Genomic DNA, 23512 nt, shown 5'->3' with positions numbered 1-23512 from the left:
TATTAATCTAATATTCCATCCATAAACTATCATTTAATTATCTCACTATTTGATAAAGCAATAATCTCTTTCATATAACGATGATATTGTTTCCCCTTTTTCATAATAGCATAATCTTTAATTGATAAAATATCCGTATGGTTAATAGAATTATTTAACCTCGACACTTCAATAAAAATAACATCCTTGCTATTAATTAAGTAAGTATAAACATCCTCTAATTGTTCTATCATATGATATAAACAACATGCTGATTTCAATGATGGAAATACTTTTTTGAGGTACGGAATGATAATTTTATTTTCTGAATCCTTAAATTTTAAAAAAGCTTCATTTGTCATCACTTTATTTCCCCAGGGGTAGTAGTTATTAAATTTCCATTTTTATCTGTGAGCATAGTAATTATGTTAGTTGGCTGTTTACTAAATTTATCAATTCCTATATTTTTATCAAGCTGAATCACTCTTTCATACAAAATATCAATACTATTGGTGTTTTTATTATATGATTCTCTCGTTTTATTAATAGGAATCTTAATGACAGCAGGACTTAATAATATATCTTTAATTTCCTGTTCACTAAGCGTAAATTGGCTAGCATTTTGCGCTCCTGAAAAATGACGTTTTTGTACATGCAACCAACCTGATTCAACATCTCCCACTTTAATATTAATCCTAGATTGAACAATAGGATGTTCTAATTCATTTTTAAAAACTACGGTTTTGGCTCCATTAGATACTTTATATCCATTCGTAGTTACTCCTGAATATATTATAAACTCCCCGTTATTGATTATTTCAATAGCTTTTTTGTTGGTAGTTATTAATAATTTTTCTTGTTCTACTATCGGTTTTATAGCAGTTATATTTAATTTTCCTGAAGTCATTAAAGACTTTGAACTATTAGCTAACATGCTAGAGAAAGCTTTAGCACTTTCTTCTGAACTAGCTAATACTTTATAACCAGTACCAACGGTGACACCAGCGATTGCAGCTTCTGGAGCTGATATCCCAGCGATATTAATACCTAGCTGATTAGCACAATAAACCCAATTAGCTTTACATGTACTAAATGCAGCTTGCGTAATAGCAATAAGTTCTGGTGTTGCTGCAATAACAGTGTGACCACCAATAATGCTCGCACTTCCTCCTAAACCAAGAGCAATCGCAATCATCCCTGCATTTTGTCGATTTACAACTCTTTCTGCTGCTGCAACATCACCTTTTGACGCTGCAATTATGTCCTTATTATTTTCTAGTGCTAGCTTTGAAAGCATATGTTCGCTGTAATTATGTCGATAAACTAACTCCGCAGAATTAGCCGCAGAAAATACGCCCTCAGGCTTACGAGTCACAATAGCGCCTGTCAGTGCACCAATTAATTTAGTGAGCTGTGTTTTTCCTTCATTGCCATGTAGTGCCTCTTGAATTAATGCAACTTGTCTGTCAGTTTCATTTAAATAACTAGGCTCAAATAATTTACTTTGTAGCGATATTGCCGCTATTTCTGCTGCCAAGGCGCCGGCTACTGCACCTGTTACACTGCCTCCTGCAATTTCAGCACTCACTCCTGCAACAACAGAATGGCTTAAAACCTTTCCTGCATGCCCTAATATCGCACCGTTATCACCAATGAGATTGGCACCTTCAGCGTGAAATTGACTGCCGATATGGCTTAATAGCGCAGTTTTAAAATTATCAATAAAACTGCCACCTTGAATGGCTGTGCCCAGTGTAGAACTCACTACTGACTGTGAGGCAACGCGTTGAGCAACTTGAGTCCATGTGGCATTATCCGTCGCAAGCAACTTGCCTGTTGTCGGTAATGTTCCCCCCTGTATTGCTTGATCCCAACCCATAAATTGGTCAAGACCTTGCAAGGCGCCTGCAACGGTCATACTGGTGACAATGGATTTCACCGTATCACTGCGACTTAAGGCGCCAAATGTTTTAGAAATATTGCCTTGATTTTCGGCTAAAGAGACCGCAGCTTGCGAAACTAAAGAAGCAAAACCGGCTTGTGCCGCAACTGATGCCGTTGACGCAACCCCCGCAGAGGCTCCTGCAGCAATAGTGGCATTACTTGCCATTCCTCCTATTGAGGCAGCTGTTGCCGTACCATAAGTTGCAACCCCTACCGCGATGGCAATAACCGCACCAACAACTGGATTTAACTGCTGGGTTTTATCATCCCAACTGGAATAAGTGTCTTTCACTAAATTCCAATTAATATTTTCTTGACCTTGGAGCGCATTAAGCCAAGCATATTCTGGTGTGTTACTTAAGGCAGTTAATGCCTGCTCTAAAGATTGCTCTTTTTTGGCTTTAATATCTGCAGATATGCCTTTTGGCGCATCGATAGTCAGCTTTCCGCCAATATAGAGTTCAGGTAATAGCCATGTTCCCTTGGTGTATCCCTGATTACGTTGAGTGATATATATATCTTTTGAACGAGTAATAACTTGTTTAAAAGCAGTATCTTTCACCGCTTTAAAATTAATGCCTCCTGTTTTACTGGTTAATTTGGCATTCTTTGCTGTCTCTAATTTGCTTGCTTCTAAAGTGATATCATCTTTAGCAATTAAATTAATATCGTCATTAGCAATAAACTCGGTAACTTTATTCGTTGTGTTATTAAATGTTTTGGTATATTTCTTTTTAGTCGCACACAGTGTCCACCAATTACATTTTTTCTTTTCTTCTTCATAGTAACTGGATTCTTCCATTGCCTGTGCATAAAGAAATCCACCTTTAGCAGCAATATCCATCTTTTTATTAGCAGCTAATTGAGAGGCCTGAAATAAAATACTGCCCTCAGATAATAGTGTTAGATGATTACCGCTATTAATTTCAGTACTGACTTGTTTACGAAGTTCTTCTAACTCTGAGTCCGACTCTTTACGAAAATGTGTTCTTACTGATCCCAATTGGATATTGCCACCACTGGAAATAGCAATATCCCCCTCTGATTTAAGTGAACTTCCTTCTGTTGTGAGTGAGCCTGATGATGCAATAGAAATACCTTTATTTCCCATAATGGATGTGGTGGCATATTGAATGTCTTGCGCATCTTCGTGGGGATCTTTGATGGCGGAATAAGCATTTGCACCCAGTTTTATATTTCTACCCGCTAATACAATAACTTTATCTTTTGAATTTAATACTGTTGAACTTAAATCAATATCACGCGCGGCATTTAAAATAAGGTTATTATCTGAAAATAATTTAGATTGTAGTTGGGGGTAATGAATATCACTGAAAAAAGGAGCGGCTTCTTTTATTAATTTGGAGGCAAGAAAAATATCTTGTCCTGCATTAAAAGTTATTTCTTTGTTACTATAATATTTTATTCCCTGACTAACAATATCTTTACCAGCCATCAAGCTTATATTATTCTTACTTTTCCAAAGCCCCATATTAAATAAAAACGCTGAAATATATTGTTCATCTCTAAAATTTGGCATTAGGTTGAAAAATAAAGACTCATCGCGTTTTATTTTAATATTCTCTAATGCTGATAAACTTTTTTCATTTGATTCATTAATTATTACATTTGAAATGTAAATGTTTTTACCTGAATAAAAGTCTATTTTTTCAGACACATCAATAAATGGTGCCTTAATGCTATTCAGAGTATAAGAGGCTATAGGGCTAAATGAATAATTAATATCTCCATTCTTAGTTATGATGGAAAAATGCTTTGCCGTTACATCTATATTTTCAGAATTAACATTATCAATTGCTGTTAAATTTATAATATCACCAGATAATAAATTTGAATTACTTATATTTATATTTTTATTAGCAATAACAGATAAAGAGTTACTTGATTTTAAATTTAATGAGATATTTAAATTATTAGCATTTAATAGTATATTTTTAGCTAATATAGTACTTTCAAAATCAGATATTCTTCTATACTTTTTAATTTCTTTTTCTAAAAATGGAAATTTACGTTCTAACGCTATACTATCTTTAAAATCTAAAACTAAATTATTACCTGCTTTTATCATATATTCAGAAGCACTATCTACAATAAATTCATAATGACTTCCAATTTTAGTAAAGGGAATAAAATGAACTATTTTTTGAAATTTAGTTTCATCAATATTATATTTATTTACATCATCTCGATAAAAAATATGAGCATTATCATGAGAATAAAGATCCCATTTATTAAGGTGTCCAAACCGATAATAGTATACTTTTGCATTGTTTCCCGTTGCGATAAGATCATTAGTTGCAAAAATATCAGATTGGGTATTAAAAAACTCGTTAGATTGTATATATAAATTTTTACCAGAATAAATAACACTAGGAACATACTTTTTATTCTTTTCAAATAATGAGCGTTCTACATTAACACCTCCATTATTTTTTAAATCTAATATATCAAACCACTTTTTATCAGAGAGTTCTTTTAATTCAGCAAGTAAAATAATTATAAGGAAATTATTCGTAGGACTATTGTAAGGATGAAGAAAATGAGTACCTATATTTATAGACGATGTAGAATCAGGCTCTTGCTTTATTTCTTTAAATAAAGGAGTAATAGATTCATTAACCAATTTCTTGGTTCTAATAATCAAATCACCCTTTTCTGTTTTTATCGTGGCTGATTGATTTTCAATTAAACTACTTGGTTCACCCTGTGCATTTTTTTGTATCCATAAATTATCTTTTGCTTGAATAAGCGCTTTTTCACCTTTATTAGTGAATTTATCTACGAATAAACGCATATCCTTTTCTGCGATAATATCACTATGATTCGTTAGCGTATTAGTTGCTAATGTAATATCTCTTTGCGCTTTTAAGCTGGCATTACTATTCATTTGTAGCGCTTTGCTACTAACATTAATATCTTGCTCAGATTGAATATTGCCATTAAAGGTAATTTTGCCATCAACTGTTAAATTGATACTATTTTGTTTTGTTTGAATATCAGTTAAATTAACACCGACCCCTTTTTCTGTGCTAACTAAGCGTATTTGATTGGCATACATTCCACCCAATGCTTTTGTATCAATAGCGACGGTCGGTTTTACACCTTCTCCATTAATGCTATTTACTGTCCCTTTGCCGAAATCAATATGGTTATTCCCTTGCATTAAAGAGAGATTTTTAGCATTTATCTTTCCATTTATTTCAATACTACGACTAATAATATCGGCATAATTTTGCAAATCGGCATTCATACCTTGCTTACCAATAACAATACTGCCTTTTTTTACTTCTAGTGCCGAATAGGTACCTTGAGGGCTAAATTGAGGCTTTCCCGTCGTGAGAGTAATTGATGGAGTATTAATAAATGAGCAACCATCACAACTAATTCCATTAGGATTAGCAATTAAAACATCCGCTTGTTGTCCTGCAACTTCTAATTTACCTAATAACTGTGAACGACTATTACCGACAACTTCATTAATAATTAAATTAGCCGTATTACCTTTTAAATTTTTATTAGCAGATATTTTTTTTGCTAATTGACTATTGGCATCAACTTGCGAATTATTAAGTACTGCCCCCTGTTTATTAACATTAAAGACATTAAATCTATTATGAGAAACACCACTGTCATTAGGTGTTGCAATATTAATAATAGGAATATTATTTTGCTGGTTTATTGTTATCGTTTTATCAGATGAAGTAATGACAGAGCCCCAAGCAGGATGCAATGGGTAAATAGCGGTTAAATAAATAACACAATAGCTTATTAAACGCTGTTTTCGCGAAATATCCTTTTTATGCATAAAAAATTCCTTATTTAAAGAGCAAAAGAAATTGACCAAGATAAAGACCATTGGTTAGCATTTGACCACTTTGGATAAATGAATGGTTTGTTTATCAATAGTTGTGAAGAAAAAGGGGAACGATAAAATGAAAGCCCCATAGCGCCAGCTAATAAAGACTGCTGCTTTGTTTCATATTGATCAGAATAGATAACGCCATAATCAACAGCCGTAATAAAACGCCATTGACCTAAAAATGAATTTATCCATGGTGTATTAATTTCATTACGCCAATAAAGTCCTCTATTGGCACTAAGCTTATTTTGTTTAGTACCACGAACCGCATTTAATCCATCTATGGTTATTTTTTCCACACTATAAAGATTATCAGATGTATATTGACCATAAAAAGACGTAATATAGGAGACAGAGTAAGGAAATAAATATTGATAATGTATATTTAGACTCAATTTTCTATAGTGGCTTCGGGGTGAGTTTTCAGCAATATAATCAGGTGATGCCCCAAAAAAAGACAACCCAATTTCTGCTGATGGATTAATAGATAAATAACCTGATGTCAGATTAAAATGATATTGAGGCGCTAATGATAGTGATGTTAATGTTGGGCTATTGATTAATATCGGCTGTTTGGCTAATTCCGTTCTTACTTTTTTATGCTTTAATATGCCTTTTAATATTATCTTCTTCTTACTATCCCGATAAAGTAAACGACTAATATCAACTTGCTGATTAGTATTTATACTTTTATAGATATATTGATTACTATAACTTTTAATAAAATGAGAAGAACGGTTATAAGATAACTGATATTGATAAAACCAATAGCCATAGGGAATGTTTATACTCGCTGTATAGCCTCTATAATAATGTGAATGTAATAAATCTGTATTACTATTTAAGGAGAGCTCCCACTGCTCTCCAAATCCAAATAACGAATCTATTGCTGTGGTATTCGTCAGTAACATTTCACCTGTTGCTTTTGAACCTGAATTATCAATAGTAAGTTGATTTCTGAAAGGATGCGTTTCGTTTTCCTTATAAATAAAAATAGTCGAGTATCCTATCCTGTCACTAGGTTGAATATCTAATCTATATAGTGATGTTGTTAATCGATTAAGTTGTTCAAGCCCATGCTCTAACTCACGTAAATTAAGTCGTTTATCTTGATATGAAGGAAATAGAATATCAACCATGGGGGAAGTCATATTATCAATAAAGATTGATTTTATCTTTCCTTCAATTACGTTAATGGTTAACTGATGATTTGAGAGATCTTGATCGGCAATAAAAGCTTGTGAAGTAATATAGCCTTTTTCAATATACGCATTAGTCATTGATTTAATGATATGTTGCATATCACTTAATGTTAAACATTTATTTATATATTTAGATATTAATTCTTTTTGTGCCTTATTAGTTAATAAACCATTCCTTTCTATTTTTATTTCATTAATTAAGAAGCAATTATTTACATTATTATTTATTTCTGCAAAAGTTATCTTACTTATCGTTAATAAAAATAGCGCCATTAATCCTAATAAATAGTTAACACATTCCCTTTTAATGTTATTCATATAAACGAGTCCTTATGTTTTTATTAAAATAACATAAATAATCTTGCCCATCTTTTATCTTTTTTATTCTCTCTGCACTATTTTTACTTAAGCGATCAGCAACAAATATTGACAAGTTTTAATTAAACCGATATTGGTAAGTATTCTACTTGTAATAAAAACAAGGATAATAATAATGAAGTACTTGCAACTCACAAAAACACTGTTTCGCTTAAGTGATACACTCTGCTTGCATATCGATGATTTAACTATCAATGAAGGAGAAAGTTGGGCATTCGTTGGTAGCAATGGTAGTGGTAAAACGGCGCTCGCTAATACATTATGCCAAGAGGGGATTTTATTATCGGGTGAGCTTATTAATAGGTTTACTCGTCCGATTAATCTCTCTTTTGAAAAATTACAAAAAATGATAGAGGAAGAGTGGCTGCGTAACAATACAGACTTATTAAGTGAAGATGAGGATGATACGGGATTAACCGTGGCTCAGGTGATCCAAATGCAGGTAAAAGATAATGATCGCTGCCTGTTATTAGCAAAACAATTTGGTATTGATGCACTTTTATCAAGGCGTTTTAAATATCTTTCAACGGGAGAGTCTCGTAAGGTACTGCTTATTCAGTTATTGATGAATAAACCTGATCTATTAATTTTAGATGAACCTTTTGATGGTTTAGATATTGACTCTCGTCGTACATTAAGTGAGTTACTTTCATCACTACATCAACAAAAGCTAACGATTGTTCTTATTTTAAATCGCTTTAATGATATTCCTGATTTTGTGCAAAATGCTGGCTTATTGATTGACTGTAAACTCGTGGCACAAGGTAAAAAAAGTGATATTTTATCAGACTCAGTAATTGCGCAATTATCTCACAGTGAAACACTTGAAAATCTGATCTTACCCGCCACAGACTCCGTTGATGCAGTTCCTACCTTATCACCAACGCTTTCCCCTATTATACTTAAGGATGGCGTGGTCAGTTATAATGATAAACCTGTGCTCCATCACTTAACCTGGGAAGTTAAACCACAACAACATTGGCAAATATTAGGTCCTAATGGCGCAGGAAAATCGACCTTATTAAGCTTAATCACAGGAGATCATCCTCAGGGCTATAGCAATGATTTAACTCTATTTGGTCGTAAAAGAGGCAGTGGTGAAACCATTTGGGAGATCAAACGCCATATTGGTTATGTTAGTAATGCCTTACATCAAAGCTATCGCGTCTCTTCAAGTGTGAAAAATGTGATTATTTCTGGTTTTCATGACTCTATTGGTATTTATCAAGCCGTTACCGATAAACAGCAAAAATTAGCGGATGAATGGCTAACACTAATTGGTTTAACTGCACTCGCTAACCATCCTTTTCACTCACTTTCATGGGGACAACAGCGTCTAGTATTAATTGTAAGAGCATTGGTTAAACACCCGACATTATTGATCCTCGATGAACCACTACAAGGATTAGATACAACCAATAGACTATTAGTACAGCGCTTTATTGATATCATGATAAGCCATAGCAATACTCAACTACTGTTTGTCAGTCATCATCAAGAAGATGCACCTCACTGTATTACCCATCGACTGATTTTTATTAAAGAAGGAGATATCTATCGTTACCAACAACAACCCTGTTAACTAGATATAGGCTATTTTTAAGGTAAGATACATCATCACACTGAAGAAAAGGGTATTTGTTATCGATAGATGGCGATGATTTTAACGATAGATTTAGAGAGCATATTTTTTACTGATAATTATCCAGAATCGGCTTTTCGTTTCTTTTCACCGATCCCGTTAAATTAATAGCTTGATCGATTAAGCAAAAGGTGTAATAACTGTGTAATATTTCATCAAACAATCGTCATTTTTGACATAATCCCCCTAGTTTTGTTAGTTATGTTTGGCGTTCTTGTTGATGATCCATATAATGATTGCAGTCCTGATTTTAAACTTATATTAAGAAAGTAATTATAGGAGTCTAAACTATGGCAGTAACTAAGCTTGTGCTAGTTCGACACGGTGAAAGTGTATGGAACAAAGAAAACCGTTTTACAGGCTGGACTGACGTTGAATTGTCAGATAAAGGCCGTAATGAAGCGCAAGAAGCAGGTAAACTGCTGAAGGCTGAAGGTTTTACTTTTGACTACGCATATACTTCTGTACTAAAACGTGCAATCCACACTCTGTGGAACATTCTTGATGAAGTTGATCAACAATGGCTGCCAGTAGAGAAAAGCTGGAAACTAAACGAACGTCACTACGGTGCATTACAAGGCTTAAACAAAGCTGAAACAGCTGAAAAATACGGTGACGAGCAAGTTAAACAATGGCGTCGTGGTTTTGCGGTTACCCCACCAGAGTTAACTAAAGATGATGATCGCTTCCCAGGTAAAGATCCACGTTATGCATCTTTAACTGAAGCTGAACTGCCATTAACAGAAAGCTTAGCGTTAACTATCGACCGTGTAACACCATATTGGGAAGAAGTCATTAAACCTCGCGTTGCTTCAGGTGATAAAGTGATTATTGCCGCTCACGGTAACTCACTGCGCGCTCTGGTTAAATACCTAGACAATATGAGTGAAGAAGAAATTCTTGAACTGAATATCCCAACAGCAGTACCTTTAGTTTACGAATTTGATGAAAATATGAAACCAATCAAACGTTACTACTTAGGTAATGCAGAAGAAATCGCAGCAAAAGCCGCGGCTGTTGCTAACCAAGGTAAAGCAAAATAATTTTACTTTTATTTTGAATTAGATAAAAAAATGCCACTTTTGAGTGGCATTTTTATTAATAAAAACAGACTATTATGATTTATTACGACGAGTAGCGACTGCATCGGCTAATTGGCGTAATAACGTTTCTGTATCATCCCACCCAATACAAGCATCTGTGACACTTTTACCGTATACCAAAGGTTCACCACTTTCTAATGATTGATTGCCCTCTTCTAAATGACTTTCAACCATTACACCAATTAAAGCTTTTTCTCCTGCGCTAATTTGTTGGCAAATATCGGCACCAACCTCCATTTGCTTCTTAAATTGTTTACAGCTATTGGCGTGGCTAAAATCAACCATAACATTTTGGGGTAATCCTGCTTTTTTCAGACCTTCTTTTACGGCAGCAACATGTTCTGCACTGTAATTAGGCTCTTTACCGCCCCGTAAAATAATATGGCAATCTTTATTCCCTGCAGTACGAACTATCGCTGAGTGACCCCATTTAGTTACCGATAAGAAACAGTGTGGAGAGCCTGCAGCATTGATGGCATCAATCGCCACTTTAATTGTGCCATCTGTGCCATTTTTAAAACCAACAGGACAAGATAGTCCGGAGGATAATTCTCTATGCACTTGAGATTCTGTTGTTCGAGCACCAATAGCTCCCCAACTCATCAAATCAGCGACATATTGTGGGGTTATCATATCTAAAAACTCGCCAGCCGTTGGTAATCCACTATCATTGATGGTTAATAGCAAACGACGAGCAATGCGTAATCCTTCATTAATATCAAAGGTACAGTCCATATGTGGATCATTTATCAGCCCTTTCCAACCGACTGTGGTACGTGGTTTTTCAAAATAAACTCGCATCACAATTTCAAGTTTATCTTTCAGCTCTTCTCTTAATAAATTTAAACGCTGAGCATATTCCAGTGCCGCGTTAGGATCATGAATAGAGCAAGGCCCAATCACCACTAATAGGCGATCATCTTTTCCAGCAAGGATTTGATGAATAGCTTCACGGGCATGACGAACTGTAAACGCCGCATTGTCAGTGGCTGGAAACTTTTCCAATAATGCCACTGGCGGTAAAAGTTCATTGATTTGTGTTATTTTAAGATCATCATTCTGGTAATTCATTCCCGTGTTCCACTCTATTATTATCTAGTCAATATGATTTCTGTTTCTTCAATCTAACCATTCGTTTTCTCTCTGTAAACACCCTTAAGAGCCTAAACAGCCCATGACGATAGATAACAAAAACATCGAAAACAAGTAATAGCACCATTAAGTAAAATAATGATTTGAAATTGCCTAGAATAGAAGAATAAACACAACGAATAGCAAGGCTGGAGAGAAATATAACTCTACCAGCCTTTTTTTATTATGAGAGATAATTATTTTTATTTGAATGCTTTGCTGATTTGATCCACAAACGAGAGCCATTAATAGCGATAGCCAATAAGATGATATATTCAATAGACATGGCATAAACACCCTGTTTATAAAATATAACAATACTAATGACATTAATAACAGACCAAATTAACCAGTTTTCTACCAATTTGCGTGTCATTAAGATCATAGCCACAATGGAGAGTACCGTCATTGTTGAATCCCAGAATGGGTAAGCATCTGGCTCGATAGCAGGTGTGGCTAAATTTGCCCCGAAGACATTTAAGATATCAACAGCAATAACTGCTAAATAGCCAAAAACGGTATCAATATTAAACGTTAGCGCAATAATGGCAGCAATGGAGACAATGATTAATACGATTTGTTGGCCCGGCTTTAACCAACGTATTTTCAATTCTGCTTGTTCAAAATCATTCACTCTACTCCATGCATACCAACCATAAATATTGGCAGCAAAGAAGAAAATTTGTAGCAGTAGACTGGCATATAACTGGATCTGGAAAAAAATAATGGCGAATAAAGTGACATTAATTAACCCAAATAAATAGTTAATGATCTTTTCCTGGCTCGCAAGCCATATACATAATAATCCAGCAATAGTCCCTATAGCTTCAATCCATGAGAGTGGATAGCCTTCTTTTCCTAATGGAATATTGACTAAAATATTATTGATACTAAACCAACTAATGACATCCATTTGACAACCCCGACTTAATCATAGAAAAAACAAATAAAATATGGGTTATTGCGACATTGTTGCAAAGTGATAAAGATATATATACATTCCTATCAATGATAGCACTTAGTTTAAAATATTAAACAAAATGCCATTTATTTACCATAAAAAACAAAAAGTGTTTTATATAATAAATATGCTATTTTTTTATTCATACTTACAACAAATAACTTTATCTACTATAACAACTAGAGAGAAATATGGAGCCAATCACCCGCTTAATCGATCGCATGTTATCTTTTGCATTACTTGATCCTCGAATTGAGGCTGTGGTATTAACAGGCTCAGTGGGTCGTAATAAGAAGATAGACAGCTATTCTGATATTGATATAGAGCTTATTGGTCACGGTGCGACTGAGCTAGCAAAAAACCAACATTGGCTATCACAATTTGGTAAACACCTCGTCTCTTTAGCAACAGAATGTGAAGATCCGAACGGCATTCGCTGGCCAATCTATTTGCACGTATTAGCTCAAGGCCGAAAAATAGATATTTTAATGGCAGAGCCTGAAAGAATTATCAATATGAAACAAAATGGTCTAAGTCCAGTTTATCAACGAGGCTATCGTGTTTTACTTGATAAAACAGGTTTATGTGACCAACTTCCAGAAATTAGCACTGTAACTCCCCCTGCCCTTTCCATAGAGCAAGCTGATGCCTTGGCTCAAGAGTTTTGGTTTGAAGCCACACAAATCGCTATAGCTATCTTACGTAATGAATTTTGGTTCGCTGAATATCGTATGAGTGATATAAGGGAATGGTTGATCCGTTTACTAGAGCAAGTTGCTCTGCAAACATCAACACAAGATGTCTGGTATCAAGGCAAAAACTTACGGGAGTGGCTACCTAAGTTTTATTCATTACGTTCATTAGAAAGCACACTGGCTATGAGTACCCCTTATGAAGCAGCTGCTGCATTAAGTATTATCATGGCTTTTTTTATTGATGCATCAAAGCGTTTTGGTTTATCGATAGAAAAGGCAACACAAGCTCAAACACTTATTAGCGATTGGTTTATTGATAATGAACTATTAACTGAAAATGAATATTACCAAATAACCACTTCCATTATTTGTCATTATCCAACTTAAGTGAGATCAGATAGTTTTTTCAGCAATGGAGAAGCTATCTATTTACATCCTCTATTTGAGTAACTCGAGTAATAAATACAAAAACGAGTTATAGAGAGCATTTTTAGATAGAATGAGAATGGCGTGTGATAAAAGACTAGAAAAGCATATTGAAATGGTGGGTCGTGGGCGACTCGAACGCCCGACCAATTGATTAAAAGTCAACTGCTCTACCGACTGAGCTAACGACCCATTTCATAAAATGGTATGTAAATTCGAAAATGGTGGGTCGTGGGCGACTCGAACGCCCGACCAATTGATTAAAAGTCAACTGCTCTACCGACTGAGCTAACGACCCTTTTCGAACTCGCCACATTCTCTGTGGCAACGGCGGGTAATAATACTGATTTAATGTTATTGTGCAACGTTTTTTTTCAAAAAAACATTCAAACGCTGAAAAAACAATCAGTTAACCCCGAAAATGTAACATTCACATTACGGGGCCAATAATTATAGTGCTGCTAACTGCTTTTGTGCTAATTTTGCACCAGCACTGTTTGGATATTGCTTAACCACTTGTTGATAAATAGCTTTCGCATTATCCTTTTGCCCTTTCTCTTGCATAATAAGCCCTATCTTATAAAAGGCCTCACTTGCTTTTTGAGATTTTGGATAATTTTTCACAACAATAGCAAAAGTACTCGCAGCCTGATCTTTATTACCTTTTAGATAATACATTTGCCCCAACCAAAATTGAGCATTTGATTGATAGCTAGACTTCGGATAACTTTTAATAAAGTTGTTTAATGCAACAATTGCCTTATCGTAATCTTTGGAATTCAATACAATATCAATTGCCGCGTTATAATCAGCTTTTTCATCACCTGTTGACGACGAACTCGTACTTGTATCAGATGTTGAAGGTACATTGCCACCCGTTGAAGCCTCATCCGTTGTTGGTGCTGAGTTGCCACCATTTAGGCTATCTAATTGTTGATAGATATTACGTTGACGCTCTACAACTTGGTTTAACTGGTATTGATTTTCCTGAATTTGACCACGCAACATATCAATATCGCGTTGAGAATCTGCGAGTTGTTGCTGTAATTGGGTCAAAAGCTGACTATGAGCATTAGAGATACGCTCAAGTTGGGCGAGTCGTTCATCAGTAGAGCCTGAACCGATATTACTGATTGGCGCTTGGGCAATAGCGGCTACAGGAGCCGCTACGCCAACCAGTAACAACAGACTCATCAATAAAGGTCTGAAGTTACTGTTGTTCATGCCGTTCTCTTAGTAAACCAGTACTGCACGACGGTTTTTCGCATAAGCGGCTTCGTCATGACCCAGTACAGCAGGTTTTTCTTTACCGTAAGATACGATTGCTAATTGATCAGCTGATACGCCTTTACCTTGCAGATACATTTTAACTGCGTTTGCACGACGTTCGCCTAACGCGATGTTGTATTCTGGAGTACCACGTTCGTCAGCATGACCTTCGATAGTAATGCGTACTGAAGGGTTAGCACGCAGGAATGCAGCGTGAGCATCTAACAGTTGAGCATATTCTGAAGTAACGTCATATTTATCAAAACCGAAGTAAACAATGTTAGTTTGTTTCAGTTGTTCTAATTGCTGACGTGCTAATTCTTCAGCAGTAGGGCCTTGCTCAGTAACAGGTACATTGTTGCTTGTATCTGTTTGATCGTCGTTTTTGTTTGAGCTACATGCTGCAACAGCAACGAGTGGTAATGCTAACATCAACCCTTTAAACACTTTGTTTAATTGCATCTCTAATTGTTCCTTTATTTGTTTGCCATACATAATTCTTATGCATCACATAAACGGAGACCAGGCAGGTGATTTAACCTGACCATCAGTCGCCGGAAGACGCGCTTTGAAACGTCCATCAGTCGATACTAGTCGCAAAATGGTTCCTAAGCCTTGAGTGGAGCTATAAATAACCATAGTGCCGTTAGGCGCGATGCTTGGCGTTTCATCCAGAAACGTATCTGTTAAATATTGAACAGCATTCGTTTCTAGATCCTGCTTAGCGATATGTTGCCTACCGCTTTCAGAACTCACCATAACTAAGAAACTACCATCAGGACTTACTGCAGGATTTTGGTTTTGTTTTCCTTCCCAAGTAATACGTTCTGGCGTTCCTCCGTTAATATTAATTTTATAAATTTGAGGACGTCCGCCTTGATCCGAAGTATAGACCAAAGTCTGTCCATCAGGCATCCAAGTCGGTTCTGTATTATTACTTCTACCATTGGTTACCTGTGTCATATTGCCACTGGCTAAATCCATTACATAAAGATTTAGACTACCGCTTTTTGACAGTGCAAAGGCTAATTTAGAGCCATCTGGAGAAAAAGCAGGTGCACCATTATGTCGAGGGAAAGAAGCGATTTGACGCACTTCCCCCGTTGCTAATGTCTGTACAACTAAAGCAGATTGACCACTTTCAAATGTGACATATGCTAGTTTAGCACCATCAGGAGACCAAGCGGGTGACATTAATGGCTGTGATGAACGATAAACGCGATCTTGATTAAATCCATCATAGTCAGATACACGTAATTCATATGGATAAGCGCCACCATTAGTCACAACGACATAAGCAATACGGGTACGGAACGCACCACGAATGCCAGTTAATTTTTCAAAGATTTCATCACTGGCGGTATGAGCAGCATATCGTAACCATTTATTGCTGATTTTATACTCACTTTGCGCTAAAACCGCTCCCGGAGAGCCAGCAACATCAACTAGTTGATAGCTAACAACATATTGACCATCTGCCGAGGGCTGAACACGCCCTACAACCACTGAATCAATACCTAATGCTGTCCAGAGTGCAGGTTGAACCTCAGAAGCGGTAACGGGTTGTTGAGGCAAACGATTCATATCAATAGGGTTAAATTTACCACTATTTCGTAAATCAGCCGCAATCACTCCAGCAATATCTTCTGGCATTTGACCTGTGCCTTCCCATTTAAAAGGAACAACACCAATAGGGCGTGCAGTATTCACCCCTTGTGTAATTTCAATGCGAACTTCTGCATTAGCGAGCGTTGTAACGCATAATATCAAAAGTCCGAAAATAACATTTAATGCCTGCTTCATCATGTCTCCCTTTTATTATTGCGGTTATTGCGCAATAACGCACAGAATAGTAACAAACGCTTTTAAACAACACCATACAACACATCAATAACATTCTAAAATAGAGATAAATTAATGTATGTTTTCCTACTATCAGACAGTTTTATGGCTTAAACTCAATTGTTGGTGATTTTACTTGTTCGTAAATATCTTTCGGTGGCTTAGGCAATGTTGCCATTTTAGCCGCTTGTAATGCAACTTGGCATAAAGCCGGATCACCACCTACCGCTTTTGCACTTACTAACATACCGTCTGGTGCAATACTTATTTTAAGGTCACATTTACGACCTTTATATAAATCAGAATCAAAAAACTTCTGTTCGATGGCAACTTTTACTTGCCCAGTATAGCGATCAATGCCCGCAGCATTTGCCCCAGAGCGATTACCACCACCTTGACCTGCTGCAGAAGCCCCCGATTGTTTATCGCCTTGAGCAACTAATCCATCGAGTAGACTATCAACCGCTTTACTTTGTTGCTGTGCAGCGGCTTTCGCTTTAGCTTCCGCTGCTGCTTTGGCTTTAGCTTCTGCGGCTGCTTTCGCTTTTGCATCAGCCTCTGCTTTCGCTTTAGCATCGGCTTCAGCCTTCGCTTTTGCCTCAGCTTCTGCTTTTGCCTTCGCTTCTTCTGCTTTCTGTTTCGCTGCTAATTCTGCTTGTTTCTTCGCTTCTGCCTCTGCTTTGGCTTTCGCATCAGCTTGCTCTTTTAAAATACGATCGCGTTCAGCTTTAGCTTGTGCGGCAGCTTCTTCAGCCTGCTTTTGCTCTTCTTTCTCTTTAGCAGCGGCGGTGGCCGCTTCACGACGTTGAGCTTCTGCAGCCTCTTTTGCTTGCAAACGTTCCACTTCTAACGCTTTTAAACGTTCTTGTTCTTTAATTTGTTGTTGGCGTAGCTCTTCTTCTTGTTGCTGCGCCCGCGCTTTACGTTCTTGTTCTGCTTTTTGGACATTAGCTTGTTGCGCCTTTTGCTGATTATACTCTTGTACTACCGCATTAGGGTCAACCATAATAGCATCAATAACTTGCCCATCAGATCCACCGCCACCGCCTAAATTCCATTTCTGAGTTAACGATCCCCAGATAAGCAAAGCGATGATCAGTAAATGCAAGACAGTAGACAAGATAACTGAACCGCTCAATTTACTTCGGATTGGTTTCGTCTTCTTTCCCACGCTATTATCCAAACTTATTTCAGCCTACTAAAGAGGCTGAGTCATTAAACCGACAGACTTAACACCCGCTTGACGTAACATGTTGAGTGCTTTAATTATCTCATCATAAGGAACATCTTTAGCGCCACCAATAAGAAAGACCGCTTTCGGGTTTTTTTCTAATTGTCGTTTTGCTTCAGCCATAATCTGTTCTTGAGGTAAAAGCTCTAAAACCTCTTGTTCAACACGGATATTATATTGCCCCACTCCAGCAACTTCGACAATTACAGGCGGGTTATCACTGGTTGAAACAGTCTGTGTTTCTGTTGCTTGTGGAAGATCAACCTCAACACTTTGTGAAATAATTGGCGCTGTTGCCATAAAAATCAGCAAAAGCACCAATAACACATCAAGCAAAGGTACTATATTAATTTCTGATTTTACGCCTCGGCGGCTACTGCGACCTCGTGCCATCAGCTCTCTCCTTTTGCGTTAACTATTTCTTTTCTGCGGAGACAAAAGCTTGGCGATGTAAAATCGTCAGGAACTCTTCCATAAAGTTATCGTAACTTTGTTCCAACTTATTTACACGTTGCGTAAAGCGGTTATAAGCCATAACTGCGGGGATGGCCGCAAATAAACCAATGGCTGTTGCAATCAACGCTTCAGCAATACCGGGTGCCACCATCTGTAAAGTTGCCTGTTTAACGCTACCTAAAGCGATAAATGCATGCATAATCCCCCATACCGTACCGAATAAGCCAATATAAGGACTAATTGACCCCACCGTACCTAAAAAAGGAATATGCGTTTCTAAGGACTCTAATTCACGATTAAATGAAACACGCATTGCACGGGAAGCCCCATTAACAACGGCATCGGGTGCATGAACATTCGCTTGATGTAGTCGTGCAAACTCTTTAAAACCAGAATGAAAAATTTGTTCTGCCCCTGATAACTCGTCACGACGAGCTTGGCTTTCTTTATATAGACGAGCCAAATCAGTGCCTGACCAGAATTTATCTTCAAAATCTGCCGCTTCACGATCTGCTGCATTCAATACTTTCGTACGTTGAATAATGATCGCCCATGAGGCAATAGAAAATCCGATTAATAACAACATGATCAACTTAACTAAAAGCCCCGCTTTTAGAAAGAGATCGATAACATTCATGTCAGCCACTACTTAAACTCCGCGATAATGGACTTAGGAAGCCCTACAGGCTTCATTTTTAATGAATCAACGCAGACAACTAATACATCTGCCCTACACAGTACCACACCATCTTGATTGATAAGCTTTTGAGAAAATGTCATTGATGCACCACGTAATGTAGTAATTTCACTTTCTACTTTCAGAAGCTCATCGAGCCGTGCTGGCGCAATATAGTCAATGGTTAATTTACGCACAACAAACGCAACATGATCATACTCCCGTAAATCATGCTGATAAAAACCTTTTTCTCTGAGTAATTCTGTTCTTGCACGTTCAAAATATTTTAAATAACTGGCATGATAGACCACACCACCGGCATCAGTATCTTCGTAATAGACACGAACTGGCCAAAGAAACCGCATAATTCCGTCCTTACATTCCTTGAGTAATCCCATAAATAATTAAGCTATAGATTTGTTAACTATACTTAAGAGGTGCCTCTAAGGGAATCATAGTAACGTAAAGAATAGAAAACACCGTTTTCAGACGCCAATCATAAACTCTTCTTTGCAACACGCAATATGCTTTAGCGCCTGAATAGAAAAAATATTTTTATTAGTTCAGCATTAAAATGCTTGCTAATTAACAATTAATAGTTTAGCACTCTGATTCAAACTTTTTCCCAACCAATAAAAAAACCAGTCTTATTACTGGTTTTTTATTAAAATCAATTAATTATCTAATACAGGTGTTTCATGCAAGTAATACCACTGCCATTGACAATCTAGAGACGCGCATCTCAAAACCACCACAGATTGACGGGTGAGAATCTTCTTATTTTCATAATCAACTCTCCCCTCTTTACCAAATAGTTAGATTAGCAAACTCCTCAGCCATAACCTCTTTATGTTTACCATATATACATGCCACCTATTGAATATATGCAAAAAAATAGACTAATTTATTGATTTTCTAAATTCAAAAAAGAGAGGATCAGTACAGTAAAAAGTGTGGATTATGTTAACTAATTGATATAAAGAATAAAAACACCTTATTCCCTACTGATATTTCACTGCAGAAATAAGGTATTTTGATTAGAAGAAGAAATAATATAGCCCTACAACTAAAATAATAATGGCGGGAATGGGATGTAATAGATATTGCGCTACGACATGTTTAGGACGATAGGCTAAGCCAAAAACCGCTCCTGCACATACAGCCCAAATCAGTAATATTCCTTGCCAAATCGCTAATGAGCTTGTATTAGCCGCGAATCGACTCGGATCCCACATAACACAAAATGCCATTGCTAGAGCCATGATTAAAACAAGAGCCCTAATTGGGCCCTTGTTAAGTAGTTGGTAACTTTTATCCAACATTATTCTTCACTTTCTGAAGTTTTTTTCGCTTCAGCGTGCTCATAAGCCAGTCCTGCGATCACCGCAATACTACAAGCGAAGAGTGTGCCGAGAAGCCATGCAAAATACCACATTCTCTATGCTCCTTAGTAAAGAGTATGATTATTGCCTTCGATAAATTTCTTATCGAGGCGACCATGCATTTTCCAGTAACACCAGATAGTGTAGAGGAGAACGATAGGTACAAAGATAATCGCGACTACTGTCATCACTTGTAAAGTGAACAGGCTTGAAGTTGCATCCCAAATTGTCAAGCTTACATCAGGGAATGTGCTTGATGGCATAATGAATGGGAACAGGGTTACACCAAACGTTAGGATAACACAAGCAATAGTCAGTGAAGTGAACAGGAATGCCCAAGCTCCTTTGTTTGCTTTAGTTGCAACAACCGCTAATAAAGGACTTAACAGACCTAATGCCGGTAAGATCCATAAAATAGGATAGTTGTTGTAGTTCGTCATCCAAGCGCCAGCTTCGTGAGAAACTGTTTTCAACAACGGAGAAGAAGGACCCGCAGTATCAACCGCACTAGTGATAATAAAGCCATCAATACCGTAGATTAACCACACGCCTGCTAATGCAAAAGCAATAAAAGTGATTAAAGAGGTAATGTAAGTTGCTTTACGAGTACGCTCATGCAGCTCACCGGTAGTACGCATTTGAAGATAGCTAGCACCCTGTGCCACAATCATCATTAAGCTAATAACACCTGCTAATAGACCATATGGGTTTAATAGGCTTAACAGGTTAATTAGTGCGTTAGTTGTACCATTATAAGATACACGTTGCATGCTATCGACTTCTAATGGAACACCTTGTAACAGGTTACCAAAAGCAACACCGATAACTAATGGTGGAACAAAGCTACCAATAAAGATACCCCAATCCCACATACCACGCCATTTTGGTGATTCTAATTTAGAACGGTAGTCAAAACCTACTGGGCGGAAGAATAATGCCGCCAGTACGAAGATCATACCAAAATAGAAACCAGAGAATGCCGCAGCATATACCATTGGCCATGCAGCGAATAATGCACCACCAGCAGTGATTAACCAAACTTGGTTACCATCCCAGTGAGGTGCTACAGAGTTAATTAAAATACGGCGTTCTGTGTCATCTTTTGCAATTACGCGTAATAACACACCGACACCCATATCAAAACCATCGGTGACCGCAAAGCCGATCAGTAAGATACCAATCAGTAGCCACCAAACAAACCGCAATACTTCATAATCAAACATAGTGGACTCCTGTGTTACTTACTTTGTGCAGAAGAAGCTGTCTTCTGTTCAAAGTGATAGCGACCCGTTTTCAGACTACTTGGGCCAAGGCGACCAAATTTGAACATCAGGAACATTTCGGCAACGAGGAACAGAGTATACAGACCGCAGATAAGTCCCATAGAAACGAGAATATCAGCCTGTGTCAGTGAAGAAGTTGCTACAGCCGTAGGCAAGATTTCACCAATCGCCCATGGTTGACGTCCATATTCTGCAACAAACCAGCCCGCTTCAACAGCAATCCATGGTAATGGAATACTAAATAGCGCAGCACGCAGTAACCATTTGTAGTTACCGATACGGTTAGACAGAACAGTCCAGAAGGAGATCGCAACAACCAATAACATCAGGAAGCCGGCAGCGACCATGATACGGAATGACCAGAAAAGTGGTGCGACGTTAGGAATAGAATCTTTTACAGCTGACTTAATTTGCTCTTCAGTTGCATCAGAAACATTTTCAGTATAACGCTTCAATAATAGACCGTAGCCTAAGTCTTTTTTAGACTCATTAAATGCAGCTCGTACGGCAGGATCAGTGTTACCTGAACGTAGTTCAGTTAACAGGTCATACGCTTTCATACCATTACGAATACGCACTTCATGCTGGCTCATCAGATCATGCAGACCTAATACCGGCGTATCAAAAGAACGTGTTGCTATAATACCCATGACATATGGAATTTGTAGAGCAAACGTGTTTTCCATTTTTTCTTGATTAGGGAATGCAATCAAGTTAAAGGAAGCTGGTGCTGGCTCTGTATGCCACTCACCTTCAATAGCAGCCAATTTGGTTTTTTGTACGTCACCCATTTCATAACCAGATTCATCACCCAGTACGATAACAGATAATACCGCAGCGATACCAAAGGTTGCCGCAACAGCGAAAGAACGTTTTGCAAAACCGATATCACGACCTTTGAGTAGGTAGTAAGAGCTGATACCTAAAACAAAGAATGCACCAGTACAGTAACCTGCAGCAACGGTGTGAACAAATTTCACCTGAGCGACTGGGTTTAAGACCAGATCAGCAAAACTCAACATTTCCATTCGCATGGTTTCAAAGTTGAAGTCTGCAGCAACAGGGTTTTGCATCCAACCATTTGCGACTAAGATCCACAGCGCAGAGAAGTTAGAACCAAAGGCAACTAACCAAGTTACCATTAAGTGTTGCTTCTTGCCTAAACGATCCCAACCGAAGAAGAATAATCCGACGAAAGTTGATTCTAAGAAGAATGCCATCAGACCTTCGATTGCTAAAGGCGCACCGAAGATATCACCAACGTAATGAGAGAAATATGACCAGTTAGTACCAAATTGGAACTCCATGGTCAAACCAGTTGCGACACCCAGAGCAAAGTTAATACCGAATAACTTACCCCAGAACTTTGTCATATCTTTGTAAACTTGTTTACCTGACAGGACATATATCGTTTCCATGATTGCCAACATAAACGCCATACCGAGCGTTAATGGGACAAACAGGAAGTGATACATCGCTGTTAAGGCAAACTGTAACCGTGACAGTTCGACAATATCAAACATCTTGACTCCTTGCTCCTAGCAGGAAGACACCGACTTGCGGCAACCCGACTTTAATTAATAAATAAAGCCTCATAACTACCAGCAATAAATGCCTCTAAAAACAACAACGAATATTAAAGACCAAAAACACAATACCTTACAAATAGTACGCCTATATTTACATATAATAAATATATTTTGCGTGACCCAGATTTGAATTCTGAGCTTAGGTCAACAATACGACTTTTAGGTTAGTAACAGCATATTTGATCGTGTGCCAATTTAAGCATATTTAGAAAATTTTTCCACAATTAATAACTTGACCCACATCAAAAAAACACTTTAATGTTAACTAGTTGCGAATAAATTACCCAATAGTTACCGTAATGTTAATTTACTGTTGGTTTTATTTTTAAGTATAATTTACCTCCCATTAATTTCCATAATAAAATTAACTTTTTATTTTCATAAATACATTTAAATAGTCATATTTAGCTGTATTTCATTAATTCTAATATTAAAAACATTTT

Annotated in this window: 19 protein-coding genes and 2 tRNA genes; 3 read left to right on the top strand and 18 right to left on the bottom strand. The window is 37.1% G+C overall.

All coding sequences use genetic code 11. The features are described from left to right. Positions 1–29: 29 nt before the first annotated feature. Genes AACU95_RS03695 through AACU95_RS03685 form a run of 3 tightly spaced genes read right to left on the bottom strand, consistent with a single transcriptional unit; the run spans position 30 to position 7323 of the window. Positions 30–341 (bottom strand): hypothetical protein, encoded by a 312-nt coding sequence (locus tag AACU95_RS03695; RefSeq protein ID WP_004244448.1) that lies wholly within the window; start codon positions 339–341, stop codon positions 30–32. Then, on the bottom strand, positions 341–5749 hold the full coding sequence (locus tag AACU95_RS03690) for a two-partner secretion domain-containing protein (protein ID WP_161737177.1): 5409 nt from the start codon (positions 5747–5749) through the stop codon (positions 341–343). The genes AACU95_RS03695 and AACU95_RS03690 overlap by 1 nt, the downstream gene beginning before the upstream one ends. A gap of 14 nt (positions 5750–5763) precedes the next feature. Next, positions 5764–7323 (bottom strand): ShlB/FhaC/HecB family hemolysin secretion/activation protein, encoded by a 1560-nt coding sequence (locus tag AACU95_RS03685; protein ID WP_004244446.1) that lies wholly within the window; start codon positions 7321–7323, stop codon positions 5764–5766. 175 nt (positions 7324–7498) lie between these two features. Here AACU95_RS03685 and modF point away from each other — a divergent pair, with 175 nt between their 5' ends. Together modF and gpmA are read left to right on the top strand one after the other, a co-directional pair. Then, the gene (modF, locus tag AACU95_RS03680) at positions 7499–8965 is read left to right on the top strand and encodes a molybdate ABC transporter ATP-binding protein ModF (protein WP_134736449.1); all 1467 of its coding nucleotides are present in this window, start codon (positions 7499–7501) and stop codon (positions 8963–8965) included. A gap of 350 nt (positions 8966–9315) precedes the next feature. Next, positions 9316–10068, top strand: coding sequence for a 2,3-diphosphoglycerate-dependent phosphoglycerate mutase (gene gpmA, locus AACU95_RS03675; RefSeq protein WP_004244443.1), 753 nt, complete (start codon positions 9316–9318; stop codon positions 10066–10068). Between the two features lie 72 nt (positions 10069–10140). Here the strand turns inward: gpmA and aroG are convergent, their stop codons facing one another. Continuing rightward, positions 10141–11199, bottom strand: a complete 1059-nt coding sequence (aroG, locus tag AACU95_RS03670) for a 3-deoxy-7-phosphoheptulonate synthase AroG (protein ID WP_004244442.1) — start codon at positions 11197–11199, stop codon at positions 10141–10143. 244 nt (positions 11200–11443) lie between these two features. Then, entirely contained in the window at positions 11444–12172 is a 729-nt protein-coding gene (pnuC, locus tag AACU95_RS03665; protein WP_004244441.1) for a nicotinamide riboside transporter PnuC, read from the bottom strand. 239 nt (positions 12173–12411) lie between these two features. Here pnuC and AACU95_RS03660 point away from each other — a divergent pair, with 239 nt between their 5' ends. Beyond that, on the top strand, positions 12412–13302 hold the full coding sequence (locus tag AACU95_RS03660) for an aminoglycoside 6-adenylyltransferase (protein ID WP_161737176.1): 891 nt from the start codon (positions 12412–12414) through the stop codon (positions 13300–13302). Positions 13303–13457: 155 nt separating this feature from the next. Here AACU95_RS03660 and AACU95_RS03655 read toward each other — a convergent pair. The 13 genes from AACU95_RS03655 to cydA form a co-directional block, all read right to left on the bottom strand. Next, positions 13458–13533, bottom strand: a tRNA-Lys gene (locus AACU95_RS03655). Between the two features lie 30 nt (positions 13534–13563). Beyond that, positions 13564–13639 (bottom strand) — tRNA-Lys (locus tag AACU95_RS03650). 152 nt (positions 13640–13791) lie between these two features. Next, positions 13792–14565, bottom strand: coding sequence for a cell division protein CpoB (gene cpoB / locus AACU95_RS03645; RefSeq protein ID WP_004247552.1), 774 nt, complete (start codon positions 14563–14565; stop codon positions 13792–13794). A gap of 9 nt (positions 14566–14574) precedes the next feature. Beyond that, a complete protein-coding gene (gene pal / locus AACU95_RS03640; protein ID WP_012367670.1) occupies positions 14575–15072 on the bottom strand; it encodes a peptidoglycan-associated lipoprotein Pal in 498 nt (165 codons plus the stop codon). A 45-nt stretch (positions 15073–15117) separates the two neighbouring features. Then, positions 15118–16413 carry a Tol-Pal system beta propeller repeat protein TolB gene (gene tolB, locus AACU95_RS03635; RefSeq protein WP_004244437.1) on the bottom strand — a complete coding sequence of 432 codons (1296 nt, stop codon included), beginning with the start codon at positions 16411–16413 and terminating at the stop codon, positions 15118–15120. A gap of 142 nt (positions 16414–16555) precedes the next feature. Then, positions 16556–17623: a cell envelope integrity protein TolA gene (gene tolA / locus AACU95_RS03630; protein WP_161737175.1), complete on the bottom strand. Its 1068-nt coding sequence runs from the start codon at positions 17621–17623 to the stop codon at positions 16556–16558. 27 nt (positions 17624–17650) lie between these two features. Continuing rightward, positions 17651–18076 (bottom strand): colicin uptake protein TolR, encoded by a 426-nt coding sequence (gene tolR, locus AACU95_RS03625; protein WP_004244435.1) that lies wholly within the window; start codon positions 18074–18076, stop codon positions 17651–17653. Positions 18077–18098: 22 nt separating this feature from the next. After that, positions 18099–18785 carry a Tol-Pal system protein TolQ gene (gene tolQ, locus AACU95_RS03620; protein ID WP_004244434.1) on the bottom strand — a complete coding sequence of 229 codons (687 nt, stop codon included), beginning with the start codon at positions 18783–18785 and terminating at the stop codon, positions 18099–18101. Then, the gene (ybgC, locus tag AACU95_RS03615; protein ID WP_004247549.1) at positions 18785–19180 is read right to left on the bottom strand and encodes a tol-pal system-associated acyl-CoA thioesterase; all 396 of its coding nucleotides are present in this window, start codon (positions 19178–19180) and stop codon (positions 18785–18787) included. Before ybgC ends, tolQ begins: the two co-directional genes overlap by 1 nt. Positions 19181–19852: 672 nt before the next feature. Then, positions 19853–20137 (bottom strand): cyd operon protein YbgE, encoded by a 285-nt coding sequence (ybgE, locus tag AACU95_RS03610; protein ID WP_004244426.1) that lies wholly within the window; start codon positions 20135–20137, stop codon positions 19853–19855. Further along, a complete protein-coding gene (cydX, locus tag AACU95_RS03605; RefSeq protein ID WP_004244425.1) occupies positions 20137–20250 on the bottom strand; it encodes a cytochrome bd-I oxidase subunit CydX in 114 nt (37 codons plus the stop codon). The genes ybgE and cydX overlap by 1 nt, the downstream gene beginning before the upstream one ends. 12 nt (positions 20251–20262) lie before the next feature. Further along, positions 20263–21420, bottom strand: a complete 1158-nt coding sequence (gene cydB, locus AACU95_RS03600) for a cytochrome d ubiquinol oxidase subunit II (RefSeq protein WP_004244423.1) — start codon at positions 21418–21420, stop codon at positions 20263–20265. Positions 21421–21434: 14 nt separating this feature from the next. Continuing rightward, on the bottom strand, positions 21435–23003 hold the full coding sequence (cydA, locus tag AACU95_RS03595; RefSeq protein WP_004244422.1) for a cytochrome ubiquinol oxidase subunit I: 1569 nt from the start codon (positions 23001–23003) through the stop codon (positions 21435–21437). Positions 23004–23512: the final 509 nt, after the last annotated feature.

The sequence above is a fragment of the Proteus sp. G4415 genome (genome assembly GCF_963896075.1).
Classification (GTDB): Bacteria; Pseudomonadota; Gammaproteobacteria; order Enterobacterales; family Enterobacteriaceae; genus Proteus; species Proteus mirabilis.
This window is presented reverse-complemented; position numbering and strand designations above follow the sequence as displayed.

Coding starts and splice junctions, on each gene's coding strand:
- AACU95_RS03695 (WP_004244448.1), bottom strand. CDS start 341: ATGACAAATGAAGCTTTTTTAAAATTTAAGGATTCAGAAAATAAAATT.
- AACU95_RS03690 (WP_161737177.1), bottom strand. CDS start 5,749: ATGCATAAAAAGGATATTTCGCGAAAACAGCGTTTAATAAGCTATTGT.
- AACU95_RS03685 (WP_004244446.1), bottom strand. CDS start 7,323: ATGAATAACATTAAAAGGGAATGTGTTAACTATTTATTAGGATTAATG.
- modF (WP_134736449.1), top strand. CDS start 7,499: ATGAAGTACTTGCAACTCACAAAAACACTGTTTCGCTTAAGTGATACA.
- gpmA (WP_004244443.1), top strand. CDS start 9,316: ATGGCAGTAACTAAGCTTGTGCTAGTTCGACACGGTGAAAGTGTATGG.
- aroG (WP_004244442.1), bottom strand. CDS start 11,199: ATGAATTACCAGAATGATGATCTTAAAATAACACAAATCAATGAACTT.
- pnuC (WP_004244441.1), bottom strand. CDS start 12,172: ATGGATGTCATTAGTTGGTTTAGTATCAATAATATTTTAGTCAATATT.
- AACU95_RS03660 (WP_161737176.1), top strand. CDS start 12,412: ATGGAGCCAATCACCCGCTTAATCGATCGCATGTTATCTTTTGCATTA.
- cpoB (WP_004247552.1), bottom strand. CDS start 14,565: ATGAACAACAGTAACTTCAGACCTTTATTGATGAGTCTGTTGTTACTG.
- pal (WP_012367670.1), bottom strand. CDS start 15,072: ATGCAATTAAACAAAGTGTTTAAAGGGTTGATGTTAGCATTACCACTC.
- tolB (WP_004244437.1), bottom strand. CDS start 16,413: ATGAAGCAGGCATTAAATGTTATTTTCGGACTTTTGATATTATGCGTT.
- tolR (WP_004244435.1), bottom strand. CDS start 18,076: ATGGCACGAGGTCGCAGTAGCCGCCGAGGCGTAAAATCAGAAATTAAT.
- ybgC (WP_004247549.1), bottom strand. CDS start 19,180: ATGCGGTTTCTTTGGCCAGTTCGTGTCTATTACGAAGATACTGATGCC.
- ybgE (WP_004244426.1), bottom strand. CDS start 20,137: ATGTTGGATAAAAGTTACCAACTACTTAACAAGGGCCCAATTAGGGCT.
- cydX (WP_004244425.1), bottom strand. CDS start 20,250: ATGTGGTATTTTGCATGGCTTCTCGGCACACTCTTCGCTTGTAGTATT.
- cydB (WP_004244423.1), bottom strand. CDS start 21,420: ATGTTTGATTATGAAGTATTGCGGTTTGTTTGGTGGCTACTGATTGGT.
- cydA (WP_004244422.1), bottom strand. CDS start 23,003: ATGTTTGATATTGTCGAACTGTCACGGTTACAGTTTGCCTTAACAGCG.